The organism is Xanthomonas sp. 4461 (genome assembly GCF_024806475.1).
Lineage (GTDB): Bacteria > Pseudomonadota > Gammaproteobacteria > Xanthomonadales > Xanthomonadaceae > Xanthomonas > Xanthomonas arboricola_F.
Genome location: NZ_JANTYV010000004.1, coordinates 368,202 through 381,043, shown reverse-complemented (window position 1 = coordinate 381,043; position 12,842 = coordinate 368,202). Strand labels below are relative to the sequence as shown.

The window sequence follows — 12,842 nt, the reverse complement described above, 5'->3', positions numbered from 1 at the left end:
GCAACCCTGCAATCCCGATGGGGTGATCGCGTTCCATCCTGACCTGCTCCCGGCTCCAATCACGCGTTATCGACCGGTAGCGGAGGAACTTTACGCCGCTGTCCTACAGGGCGGATGGGGCTGTGAATGAATCGGTACATGCAGCCATTACGTACTCTTTATGTCAGCACATCGGAACGTGCCTAGCCTCTTTACGCCGCGCAGATCTACCTTGGCACTCCCGCACAGTGGTGCGTTGAGCCAAACACGATGTGTATCCTGATTTTGCAAGGCCCGCAGGCCGATCCGGCGCAATGGGCGCCGATGCAGGCCGAATGCGCCGGCCGTGTGTTGCGTACGCTGGCCTGTGCCGACGTGGACACCCTGATTGCCGGGCTGCAGGCAGCCGGTGGCGATTCCGAGGTGGAACTGGTGCTGCTGGACTCGGGCGATCTGCCCTTGTCCGAGCGCAGCTGTGCCAGGGCCTTGCGTGCGGCGGTGGATGCATTGCCTACCCCATACATCGAGCTGCACACCGATGCTGGGCAGGAGTTGGAGCCGTGGCTGCATCCGCAGCATGCGCCGTTGGCGGTGGTGATTGCCCCGCACGATGCGTCGCGTGCGTATGCGATGTCGCTGGGCATTGCCGCGCGTTGTCTGCCGTCGCTGCACGCGCCGTTGCGCGTGGCTGCCTAGGACGCAGGCATGTCGATCATGATCGTACGTGGGCCGGAAGCATCCTCGCCACTGGTGCGTGGGCCGCAGCCTTTGCCGCGGGCCGTGATCCGGCAGCTGGTGCAGTGCGCCGCGGATGCGGGCAAGACAGTGGCGTTGCGGGCCTGCGGGTCGGAGCAGGAACTGCTGGATGCCTTGCGCGTGGCCGGGCAGGCGCGGATGGAAATTGCGTTGATCGATCCGGGCAGCTGCGTGGACAGCGTACGCCTGCACCGGGTACTGGCGTCGTTACGCTATCCCTACGTGGAAACGCATGACGACAGCACCGACCGGCCGGAGCGCTGCCTGCCGGCAGGTCTTGGCGAATGCATTGCGACGGTGCGCGGCTACTGCGCGCAGAGCTATCTGCTGGGGCTGGAAATCGCGTTGGAACATCTGGGCTGCACGGAGATCCAGGGCGATGTCCACGTCGGTACCTGAGCGGCGCCAGCTGCATTACTTCGCCGACTACGAAGGCTATTGCGATGGACGGCCGGTGCTGTGGGGACAACTTGCCCACAGCGTGGAGGTGCCTGCCGATGGCGAGCTGGATGCCGCCGGACTGGTGTGCGCCTTGCGCCGTCGCGCGGCCGAGGCGCATGGGCTGGAAGCGGGGCAGATCCGGTTGTGTCAGGTCACGCGCCTGTAGCGATCATGCCGCTGCCGCAACGTTCCGGTATGTGCGTCGGTGTCGCGGCCAGCACCGACACACGTTGCGACCGCATACAACGACGCCACCCGAAGGTGGCGCCGTCGTTTTGCCATCACTGTGCGTCACTCGACGCAGAGCAGGTGCTAGCCGCTTATTTGGCCGCGCTGCTGTCCGGTACGAACTTGATCAGCTGATTGCTGGTCGCGGCGGTACCGAAGTTGAAGCGGCCGTAGCCGGCGCCCCAGTACAACGCACCATTGACCACGGCCGGCGAGCTGATGACCGAGCCGGTGGCGTCGTAGTTCCACAGCGTGGCGCCGGTATCGGTATCGAGGGCAACCATGTTGCCTGCCATCGAACCGGCATACAGCAGGTTCGGCGACACGGTCAGCGAGCCCTGGCCGCCGGCCGGCACGGTCGGATTCACGCGGTTGATGCCGGGCACCTTGACCTGCCATTTGATCTTGCCGGTCGCGGCATCCAGCGCTGCCCACGAGCCGCCGTTGTGGCTGACGGTGTTGTCCGGCCCCAGGGTGTAGGTGGCGTTGGAGCTGTTGTTGATGGCCACATAGACCTGTGACTTGTACGGGTCGAACGCGGTGCCCCATTCGACGCCGCCGGTGGTGCCGCCGGGGCCGACCTGGGTCGACCACACCTTGGCACCGGTCCTGGCGTCGAAGGCCCAATAGATGCCGCTCTTTTGCCCTGCGCCGACCAACTGCTGCGGCTTGCCGTCACGCCACACGGTGAACAGCTGGACGCCGGCACCACCGAAGTCGTAATCGGGGCCGGTCAGGTTGGTTGCCTGCGTGTTGGGGCACAGGCCGTTGGTGGGTGCGACGATGCACGACAGGTTCCATGCGTCGTAACCCTGTGCGCGATTGGCCCAGGCCAGCTTGCCGGTATCCAGATTCAACGCCACCACCGAGTCGACGTAGTTATCCGGCGCCATGCAGTTCAGTTCGTCCTGCACGGTCAGCTCGCTACCGCGGTAGGAGCGTGCGTTGGAGACGCAGTTGCCCACGCTCTGCGGAATGTTGTAGTTGTTGCCGGTGCCGAAATACAGGCGGCGGCTGATCGGATCGATCGCCACCTGGCCCCACACCGAGGCGCCGGTGTAGCCTTCGGGCACGTTGTAGAACTGCCACAGCTTCTTGCCGGTGTTCAGATCCAGCGCCACGACGCTGCCGCGGAAACTGAAGGTATGGGTCGAGTCGAGGTTGCCCCAGTCGCCGGAAGATACGGGCACGTAGATGCGGTTGCCGTAGATCACCGGCGAGGAGGTGATGCGCGCCTGCGGGTTGGCTTCGGCGGTGGTCTTCCACAACAGCTTGCCGGTCTTCTTGTCGATCGCCAGCACGGTGCCTGCAGCCTGGTCGCCGACGATGATGCTCTTGGCGCTGATGGCCGGGGTGTTGCGCGTCACCGAGGCGGCGTTGCCGGTGTAGTCGGACAACTTGGCCTGCCAGTTCGGCTTGCCGGTCTGGGTGTCGACGCTGTACAGGGTGCCGCCCCAGTCGGGCACATACAGGGTGCCGCCTTCCACGCTAGGCGTGGCCGAGATGTCGCCGGTGGTGGTCAGGGTCCAGGCCGGCTTGAGGCCTTTGACGGTGGTGCGATTGATCTTCCACTCGCCCGGTGCGAAGCGCGCGTTGAAGTAACCGCCACCGGCGGAGGGCCAGTTGGTGGGGCTCGCGAACGGGAGATTGCTGCCGAAGGCGCTCCACACCTGGCCGGAGCGCGCGAACGCCTGGGCATCCAGGGACGACACCGACTGCTGCGCGGTGGCGGGGCCGGGCTGGGCGAAAGCCACTGCGCTGGCAAGCAGGCAGGGAATGAGCGTCAAACTGCGTAACCGCAAGCGGCGATTGAAGTTGGTCATCACGGCATGTCCATTGATGGAAGGAAGCGCTGGATCCCCCCGGATCTGCGTGGTGAAGATCGCCGATTGCCGTGTCCGCGCAACACGCGCACGCCGCTGTATTCATGCGACGGTCGGGTCCGTTTGTATCTGGTAATACCAGCTCGAAAAATTTGCGTTCAGGAGGTGCGTTAATCGCACAAATAGTGATGATTCATCACTATTCCGCTTAAGTACGATAGAAAAAATGATTCGACGCGATCGCGTGGATTCGTCTGCAATTCATGGGTTTGCAAAAAGTAACCAGGAAATTTTGCGCCACCTTGTGCAGTGGGTCGCAATCGATGCTGTATCACCAGCGCCACCCTGCGCGGCGCATCACGAACTGGCGATGGGCGAGCCAACCAATCGGCTAGGACAGCAAGCTCCTCTCCCGATGGGAGAAGATGTGTGCGGGCGCGAACTCACTCACGCACTTCCCGGCGCGAGATAAGCCCATCTCCCGGCGGCAGAAGGATTGGGGCGAGGGTACCGGGACGAAGCCCTGACGTATCCCAGCTGCACGCGGCTTCGCACGTACCCTCATCCGGCGCTTTTTTTGCGCCACCTTCTCCCGATGGGAGAAGGAGTGATCAGCGATGAGCTCGGCATGTCACGCGCGTTGCGGCGAATGCGTGGCTGCCTGCACTGGAGCCGGAGCGCTCAGCGCCAGTTGCGCGATCGCGTCCTGCACCACCTCGGGGACCGTGGCATCCACATCGACCGACACCACGTCCGCCTCGTCCAGCGGAAGCTCCAGCGTCTGCAGCTGGCTGTCGAGCAGGCTGGGCGGCATGAAGTGGCCGGCGCGTGCGCTCAGGCGTGCGGCAATCACATGCGGTGCCGCATGCAGGAACACAAAGCGCATCGGCACGTTGCTGCCGCGCAGCAATTGGCGGTGCGTGTTGCGCAGCCCTGAGAACGCCAGCACCACCGATTCACCGGCCTGCACGCGCTCGCGCAAGGTGGCGGCCAGCAGTTCCACCCACGGCAGACGCATGGCGTCGGTCAGCGGCTGGCCGGCCGCCATCTGCGCGCGTGCGGCCACGCTGTGATAGTCGTCGGCATCCAGAAAACGGAAGTGGTAATGCGCGGCGAGCGCCTGCGCGATGGTGGTCTTGCCGCTGCCCGAGACGCCCATCACAACGATGGCCATGGGCGAAGCGGACGCGAGCTTGGCAGGTACGGCGGTGTCCATCACGTCAGGTTATATCTCCGGATCGATTCGGCATTCGAGCCGATTTCACGTTGGCGGCAGCCGATGCCTGGTGTAGCGTCGGCGCTCCTTGCCAGGTGAGCGGGCACCCAGCGTAACGGCGTGCCCGGCCGGGTACAACGCATCCGAAGGTCTGTCGATGACGTCAACACCCGCACCGTCTCCTGCATCGTCGCGCCTGCGCTGGCGCGAAAAGTTGGGCTATGGCGCCGGCGATCTGGGCCTGAATCTGTATTGGGCCAACATCTCGGCGTTTCTGCTGATCTTCTACACCGACACCATGCATCTGCCGGCCGCAGCGGTGGGCACGATGATCCTGTTGACCAAGATCGCCGATGCGATCGCCGACCCGGCGATGGGGGCGATCGCCGACCGCACGCGTAGCCGCTGGGGCAAGTTCCGCCCGTATCTGCTGTGGGGTGCGGTGCCGATGGCGGTGACCGGGGTGGTGGCGTATACCACCCCGGACCTGGATCAGAACGGGCGCATGTGGTGGGCCACGATCAGCTTCCTGGTGATGATGCTGGCCTACACCGTGGTGAGCATTCCGTATTCGGCGCTCTCGGGCGTGATCACCGCCGACAGCAAGCAGCGCACCGGTCTGATCAGCCTGCGTTTCATCGGTGCTTTTGCAGGCACCACGCTGGTCAATTACTTCACGATGGATCTGGTGCGTTGGTTCGGCGGCGGCAACGACGCGCTGGGATGGCAGCGCACGATGATGCTGTACGGCGCCATCGCAGTTGCGCTGTTCGTGAGCGTGGCCTTGACGACGCGCGAGCGCGTGCAGCCACCGCCGCAACAGCGCACGCCGGTCGGCCGGGACATCGCCGATCTGCTGCAGAACAAGCCGTGGTGCGTGCTGTTCGTGCTGTCGCTGATCATCATGATCACCATCACCATGCGCGGCGGTGCGGGGGTGTACTACCTCAAGTACTACGTGCAACGTCCGGATCTGGTCGGCTTGTTCTTGGGCTGTTATTCGGTAGCGTTGGGCGTTGGCGCGGCAATCACGCCGCTGCTGACCCGGCACTGGGACAAGCGTCAGCTGATGTGCTGGCTGATGGTGCTCGTCGGCCTGTTGAGCTGTGCGATGTTCTTCGTGCCTGCCGATGCGGTCTGGGCGATCTTTGCGTTGAACATGCTGATCGGCCTGGCACTGGGGCCGAAGTCGCCGCTGGCGTTTTCGATGTATGCCGACAGCGCCGACTACACCGAATGGCGCACCGGCCGGCGTGCGACCGCGATGACCTTTGCGGCGGCGACGTTTTCGCAAAAGCTGGGCGGCGCGCTCGCCTCGGCCGGCATCGCCTGGGTGCTGGCCGGCATGGGCTATGTGGCCAACAGTGCGCAGTCCAGCGGGTCGTTGACCGGCATCGTGCTGCTGCTGACGGTGATCCCGGGCGCGGTGGCGCTGCTGGCTGCCTGGACCATGCGTTTCTATCCACTGGATGACGGCTTGCTGAGCCGTATCCAACACGAACTGGCCGCGCGCAAGCGCGACGAACCGGAGCATCCCTGACCGTGTCTGCAACGCCTCTTGCTGCTTCCGACGATCTGTCCACCTTGCTGGCGCCCAGCGCCGACGGCGCGCGCTACGCGCTCTACAGCCCGACCGCCATGCCCAACGCCGGCGGCTTTCTGTGGAACCGTCGCATGATGTTGCAGCTGACCTGTCGCGGCTATGCCACCGGCCAGTTCATGCAGCCGGAGCCATCCAAGTACGCACATGCGCCGGTGCTGGAAGCACGCAACTTCATGATGCCCGAGCAGCCGTATTACGCGCATCACCCCGGGCGTTTTTTCTATCTCAAGGACGAAGACAGCGGCGCGCTGTACTCGGTGCCGCACGAGCCGGTGCGCGCGCACCCGCAGGCCTTCGAGTTCTCTGCCGGCAAGCACGATGTGCGTTGGCGCGTGCAGCATGACGACATCGTGGTGGAGCTGTGCGTGGCCTTGCCCACCGACGATGCGGTGGAACTGTGGGAATGCCGCGTGCATAACGCCTCCGGGCGCGCGCGGCGGTTGAGCCTGTATGTGTATTTCCCGGTCGGCTACATGTCGTGGATGCATCAGTCCGGCGGCTACGAGCCGGCGTTGGGCGGTATCGTCTGCCGCAGCGTGGCGCCGTATCAAAAAGTGGACGATTACTTTCGTCAGCGCGATTTCAAGGACTGCACCTTCCTGTTGCACGAGCAACCGCCGGTGGCCTGGGATGCGCAGCAGATGGCCTTCGAAGGCGAGGGCGGCCTGCATGCGCCTTCTGCCATCCAGGCCGAGCAGCTGGGCAACAGCGAGGCGCATTACGAAACGCCTGCCGCCGCGCTGCAGTATCGGCTGACGCTGGAAGCCGACGCGGCCAGCGTGTACCGCTTCGCGTTCGGGCCGGCCAAGGACGATGCGGAGATTGCTGCAATCCGCGCGCGCTATCTGTCCGCAGCCGGCTTTGCCGCCGCCGCGCGCGACTACGCGCACTATCTGCAGGGCGGGCGTGGTTGCGTGCAGATCGCAACGCCGGATGCGGCGCTGGACAACCTGGTCAACCATTGGTTGCCGCGGCAGGTGTTCTATCACGGCGATGTCAATCGCCTGACTACCGATCCGCAGACCCGCAATTATCTGCAGGACCACATGGGCATGGCCTATCTGCAGCCGGCCACCGCGCGTGCGGCGTTGCTGCATGCCTTGTCGCAGCAGGAGCCCAGCGGCGCGATGCCGGATGGCATCCTGCTGGTGGAAGGCGCCGAGCTGAAATACATCAACCAGGTGCCGCATACCGATCACTGCGTGTGGTTGCCGATTTTCCTGAGTGCGTATCTTGCCGAAACCGGCGATGCCAGCGTGCTGGAGGCGATGGTGCGCACCCAGGACGGGCAGGTGCTCAGCGTGGCCGAGCGGCTGGATGCGGCGATGCAGTGGTTGCTGGATGCGCGCGATGCGCGCGGCCTGAGCTTCATTGCGCAAGGCGACTGGAACGACCCGATGAACATGGTCGGCTGGCGCGGCAAGGGCGTCTCCGGCTGGCTCACCGTGGCCACCGCCTATGCGTTGCGGCTGTGGTCCGACATCTGCGCCGCGCATGGACGCGCCGCGCAGGCGGAGACATTCGGCCAGGCGGTGGGTACGGTCAATGCCGATGCCAACCGCGAACTGTGGGACGGCAACTGGTATGCGCGCGGCATCACCGACGACGGTGTGCGCTTCGGGATCGCCGACGATGTGGAGGGCCGCATCTATCTCAATCCGCAGAGTTTTGCGTTGCTGGCCGGCACCGCCGATGCCGCACAGCGCGACGCATTGCTGGACGCGGTGCGCGAGCAGCTGCATACGCCGTACGGGCCGGTGATGCTGGCCCCGGCGTATACGCACATGCGCGATGACGTGGGCCGCTTGACGCAGAAATGGCCGGGCGCCGCTGAAAACGGTGCGGTCTACAACCATGCGGTGGCGTTCTACCTGTACAGCCTGTACCAGATCGGTGAAGCCGACCGTGCCTGGGAGATCCTGCGCGCGATGCTGCCGGGCCCGACCCGCGAGGACGTGTTGCAGCGCGGTCACCTGCCGGTGTCGTTGCCCAACTACTACCGCGGCGCCTGGCACCAGTATCCGCGCACGGCCGGGCGGTCCAGCCAGCTGTTCAACACCGGCACGGTGGCCTGGGTGTATCGCTGCGTGCTGGAAGGTCTGTTCGGCCTGGTCGGCGAGGGCGATGCGTTGGCGATCCGTCCGCAGCTGCCTTCGCATTGGGCCGATGCGCAGGTGACGCGGCAATTTCGCGGTGCGCAGTTCGAGGTTGCGTTGACGCGTGAGTCGGGGCGCACGCAGGTCGAGGTCGAGGTGGATGGCGCTCCCTGCCCGGACCAGCGTGTGCACGGCATCGTCGCCGGGCGCACGTATCAGGTGCGCGTGCGTCTGCCCGGCTGAGCGGGCGTCTGCGGCTGTTGTCGCCAGCGGTCCTTACCCGCGGCCCTCACCCGCGGCCCTCACCCGCCCTTCGGGCACCCTCTCCCCCAAGGGGGAGAGGGGACGTTGCCGGCAGTTTTGAGATTGTCGTTGCGAGAGCCAAAGGCAAAGCCACAGCCACAGCCACAGCCACAGCCAAAGCCAAAGCCAAAGCCAAAGCCAAAGCCAAAGCCAAAGCCAAAGACAGCGGTGCAGACAGGGCTACAGCTACAGCTCAAAGCTAACGCTCCAGGCCAGATCCGGGATCGAGAAGCCTGAAGCCGACAGCCGGCAAAACGGGCGGCCGGCCTTCCGCTTTCATCTGCGACGCTTCCTTCCCCCGCCTGCGGGGGAAGGTGCCCGAAGGGCGGATGGGGGCAGCCAGCCCTCCAGCCGTCCACGCGCAGCGCCCCGCTGCCCAATCCGCCGCCGGCAGCGTCCCGTCGCCCACGCGCTGTTCCCCACTGCGTAAACTCCCAGGCTCGCATCGCGCCGCCTAGGAACGCCCGTTGGTCTCAAGCTGGATCCTGCTGCTGGTCTCCGTCGGCTACGCCGCGCTGCTGTTCGGGGTGGCGTGGTGGGGCGACCGTCGGCCGATGTATCCGGAGCGGCCGTGGCTGCGCCCGGCGGTTTACAGCCTGGCGCTGGCGGTGTACTGCTCGTCGTGGACGTTCTATGGCGCGGTGGGCTCGGCGGTGCGCAACGGCATCGGTTATCTGCCGATCTATCTCGGCCCGTTGCTGTTGCTGCTGTTCGGCTGGCGCATCATCGAGCGGCTGGCGCTGATCGCACGTGCCGAAAACACCGTCTCCATCGCCGATTTCATTTCCTCGCGTTACGGCCGCTCGCGGCGGCTGGCCGCGTTGGTGGCGGTGATCGCGCTGGTCGGCATCGTCCCGTATCTGGCGCTGCAGTACAAAGCCGTGGCGATGAGCCTGGAGGTGCTGACCGGGCATAGCAGCGCCGGGCGCGGGATCTTTGCCGATCCGGCGTTGTATGTGGCGCTGCTGATGGCGTTGTTCGCCACCTTGTTCGGCACCCGCCAGGTGGATGCCACCGAGCACCACCACGGCATGATGCTGGCCATCGCGCTGGAGTCGGTGATCAAGCTGATCGCCATCGTGGCGGTGGGGCTGTTTGCGTGGCTGTGGCTGAGCGATCACCAGCTGCACATCGCCGATTCGGCGCGCACCTTGTTCGAGCACACACCGTCGGTGGGATTCATTTCGCAGACGCTGCTGAGTTTTCTGGCGGTGATCTGCCTGCCGCGGCAATTCCATGTGGCCGTGGTCGAATGCAGCGATGTGGGCGACATCCGTCGCGCGCGCTGGTTGTTCGGCGCGTACCTGGTGATCATTTCGGCGATGGTGGTGCCGATCGCCTCGGCCGGCATCGCCTTGTTCGGCAAGGGCAGCGCAGTGGTGGACGATGCGGTGGTGTTGGCCCTGCCGCTGAGCCAGGGCAACACGGTGCTGGCGTTGGTGGCCTACGTGGGCGGGTTTTCCGCCGCCACCGGCATGGTGATCGTCGCCAGCATCGCGCTGGCCACGATGGTCAGCAACGATCTGGTCATGCCGGTCTTGCTGCGTCGGCGCGGCAGTGCCGATGCGCGCGCGTCGGTGGCTTCGCGGGTGCTGTGGATCCGCCGCGTCGCCATCCTGCTGCTGGCCTTGATCGCCTATGGCTACCACCGCAGCGTGGCCAACGACACCACGCTGGCGGCGTATGGCTTGATGGCGTTCGCGGCAGTGGCGCAGTTCGCACCCGGCCTGATCGGCGGGTTGTACTGGCGCGGCGCCAGCCGCAAGGGCGTGGAAACCGGCATGGTGCTGGGCTTTGCGACCTGGATCTATACGCTGCTGCTGCCGGCGGCCACGCGTGCGGGCTGGTTGCAGCCGGAGTGGCTGGCGGACGGGCCGTTCGGCATCGCCTGGTTGCAGCCGCAGCAACTGTTCGGCATGCGCGGGTGGGACCCGCTGGCGCATGGCACGTTCTGGTCGCTGCTGATCAACGTCGGCGCGATGATGCTGGTGTCGGCGCGCTGGCGTCCCGGCGTCAACGAGCGCCTGCGCGCGGCACCGTTCCTCGACCCGTACGCGCAGCGTCCGGCGGTGGCCGGCGACTGGCCCGGTCATGTGCGGGTGGCCGACCTGCAGGCGCTGGCCGAGCGCGTGGTGGGCGAGCGGCATGCGCATCGCGCCTTTGTCGACCAGGCGGTGCTGCTGGAGCGCGAGCTGCAACCGACCGTGGTGGCCGACCGCGCCTGGGTGCAGTTCACCGAGCGCCTGCTGGCCGCCTCGATCGGCGCGGCCTCCGCACGCCTGGTGCTGACCAGCCTGCTGCGCGGCTCGGGCATGGACCTGGGCGAGGTGGTGGCGGTGCTGGACGAAGCCGGCCAGGAGCTGCGCTTCAATCGCGAGATCCTGTCCACCACGCTGGAAAACATCAGCGCCGCAGTCAGCGTGGTCGACCCGGAGATGCGCCTGACCGCGTGGAATCGGCGCTATCAGCAGCTGTTCGGCTATCCGGACGGCATGTTGTACGTCGGCCGCCCGGTCGCCGACCTGATCCGCTACAACGCCGAGCGCGGCGAGTTGGGCGAGGGCGATATCGAAGACCAGATCGATCGCCGCATCCGCTACATGCGCGCCGGCTCGCCGCATGTGTTCGAGCGCACCCGCAGCGACGGCAAGGTGATCGAAATGCGCGGGCAGGCGCTGCCCGGCGGCGGCTACGTCACCAGCTACAACGACATCACCGACTACAAGCGGGCCGAGCGCGCGCTGCTGGATGCCAACGAGAACCTGGAGCAGCGCGTGGCCGATCGCTCGCGCGAGGCCGAGCTGGCGCAGCAATCCAAGACGCGCTTTCTGGCCGCCATCAGCCACGACGTGCTGCAGCCGCTCAATGCCGCGCGGCTGTTCGCGTCCGCCTTGCGCGAGAGCCATCAGAACAACGAAGAACAGCGCCATCTGGCCGAGCGCGTGGATGCCTCGCTGCGTGCGGCCGAGGAATTGCTCGACGGTCTGCTCGACGTCTCGCGGCTGGATGCCGGCGGGCTGCGGCCGACGGTGGAGGACTTCGACGCCAGCGCGCTGATGCACGAGCTTGCCGCGCAGTACGCGCCGGTGGCGGCCAGCCGCGGCCTGCAGCTGCAGGTGCACAGCCGCCCGATCTGGGTGCGCAGCGACCGCCGCCTGCTGCGCCGGGTGATGCAGAACTTCCTGGCCAATGCGCTGCGCTACACCCGCCAGGGACGGATCGTGCTGGGCATGCGCGGGCGCGGCACCCAGGTGGAATTGCAGGTGTGGGACACCGGCCCGGGCATCCCCGAGCACCACATGCGGCAGATCTTCGAAGAGTTCCGCCGCTATCAGCAGCCGTTCGACTGGGGCGAGCAGGGCCTGGGGCTGGGGCTGTCGATCTGCCAGCGCATCTCGCGTCTGCTCGACCACGACCTGAGCGCACGCAGCCAGGTGGGCCGGGGCAGCATGTTCTCGATCCTGCTGCCGCGCGTGGCCGCCGTGCCAGTGGCGCCGCTCTTGCCGGCGCCTGCAGCGCGCGCGTTGCCCAGCGGCGATTCGCTGGCGGGCCTGCGCGTGCTGTGCGTGGACAACGACCGCGAGATTCTCGACGGCATGTGCGCGCTGCTGGGCCGCTGGCAGGTGGAGGTGATCACCGCCAGCACCGTGGATCAGGCGCTGGAGCGCGCGCGCGAACAACCGGACCTGATGCTGGTGGACTATCACCTGCACGACCGGCTCGACGGCCTGGACACGCTGGATGCGCTGCAGGCCGCCGCATCGACACCGATTGCCGGTGCCTTGCTCACCGCCGATGGTCGCGACGAGCTCAAGCAACTCGCGCGCGAACGCGGCTACCGCCTGCTGACCAAGCCGGTAAAACCGGCTTCGCTACGCGCGTTTCTCAGCGCGTATCACGACGCGAAAAAACGCTGAAGGCTAGTTACCCGAATGCAGCGCAGGAGCGTGCCTGCGCGGCGAGCCATGGTCGATCACGCTCGTCGCGCTCAAGTGCGCTCCTACGAAAAGCCGGTGACATGATGCGATCAGAACGCATCGCACCACGCCGGGTTGATCCAGCAATTGAGCGTGCGCACACGATGGTCGCAATGAGTTCGAGCAACCTGCGCACGAACGCGGCGATCGCTTGCTGACCAAACCGGTGGAGCCTGCCGCGCTATGGGCGTTCCCGAGTGCGCATCACAATGCGAAAAGCGTTGAGCCAGCGCATCTCCTGCAGTACCGCGATATGCAGAGATGCACGCGACATTGATTAAAACTGCGGTACTGCGCACATGCGCGAACCGCAAGCCCATGCGAGGTAGGAGCGGGGGGGGGGGGGGGGGGGGGGGGGGGGGGGGGGGGGGGGGGGCGGCGGCGCGCGGCCGGGCGCCCCGCGGCGGGGGCAAAGACCGC

8 protein-coding genes are annotated in these 12,842 nt (G+C 66.1%); 6 read left to right on the top strand and 2 right to left on the bottom strand.

Translation table 11 applies throughout. From position 1 onward, the window contains the following. The first annotated feature begins 249 nt into the window (after nucleotides 1-249). Genes FHY19_RS16430 through FHY19_RS16420 form a run of 3 tightly spaced genes read left to right on the top strand, consistent with a single transcriptional unit; the run spans nucleotide 250 to nucleotide 1,342 of the window. Nucleotides 250-675 carry a hypothetical protein gene (locus FHY19_RS16430; protein ID WP_259167259.1) on the top strand — a complete coding sequence of 142 codons (426 nt, stop codon included), beginning with the start codon at nucleotides 250-252 and terminating at the stop codon, nucleotides 673-675. A gap of 9 nt (nucleotides 676-684) precedes the next feature. Next, a complete protein-coding gene (locus tag FHY19_RS16425; RefSeq protein WP_259167258.1) occupies nucleotides 685-1,134 on the top strand; it encodes a 3-dehydroquinate dehydratase in 450 nt (149 codons plus the stop codon). Next, the gene (locus tag FHY19_RS16420; RefSeq protein WP_259167257.1) at nucleotides 1,115-1,342 is read left to right on the top strand and encodes a hypothetical protein; all 228 of its coding nucleotides are present in this window, start codon (nucleotides 1,115-1,117) and stop codon (nucleotides 1,340-1,342) included. Before FHY19_RS16425 ends, FHY19_RS16420 begins: the two co-directional genes overlap by 20 nt. Nucleotides 1,343-1,496: 154 nt before the next feature. Here FHY19_RS16420 and FHY19_RS16415 read toward each other — a convergent pair whose 3' ends face one another. Together FHY19_RS16415 and FHY19_RS16410 are read right to left on the bottom strand one after the other, a co-directional pair. Further along, on the bottom strand, nucleotides 1,497-3,227 hold the full coding sequence (locus tag FHY19_RS16415) for a PQQ-binding-like beta-propeller repeat protein (protein ID WP_259167256.1): 1,731 nt from the start codon (nucleotides 3,225-3,227) through the stop codon (nucleotides 1,497-1,499). Nucleotides 3,228-3,858: 631 nt separating this feature from the next. Next, nucleotides 3,859-4,443, bottom strand: coding sequence for a gluconokinase (locus FHY19_RS16410; RefSeq protein ID WP_259167361.1), 585 nt, complete (start codon nucleotides 4,441-4,443; stop codon nucleotides 3,859-3,861). 157 nt (nucleotides 4,444-4,600) lie between these two features. On the opposite strand from FHY19_RS16410, the gene FHY19_RS16405 reads away from it, so the two are divergent. The 3 genes from FHY19_RS16405 (at nucleotide 4,601) to FHY19_RS16395 (ending at nucleotide 12,362) form a co-directional block, all read left to right on the top strand. Next, entirely contained in the window at nucleotides 4,601-5,983 is a 1,383-nt protein-coding gene (locus FHY19_RS16405) for an MFS transporter (RefSeq protein ID WP_259167255.1), read from the top strand. Between the two features lie 2 nt (nucleotides 5,984-5,985). Beyond that, nucleotides 5,986-8,385: an NdvB protein gene (locus tag FHY19_RS16400; RefSeq protein WP_259167254.1), complete on the top strand. Its 2,400-nt coding sequence runs from the start codon at nucleotides 5,986-5,988 to the stop codon at nucleotides 8,383-8,385. A 527-nt stretch (nucleotides 8,386-8,912) separates the two neighbouring features. Further along, the gene (locus FHY19_RS16395; RefSeq protein ID WP_259157869.1) at nucleotides 8,913-12,362 is read left to right on the top strand and encodes a PAS domain-containing hybrid sensor histidine kinase/response regulator; all 3,450 of its coding nucleotides are present in this window, start codon (nucleotides 8,913-8,915) and stop codon (nucleotides 12,360-12,362) included. Nucleotides 12,363-12,842: the final 480 nt, after the last annotated feature.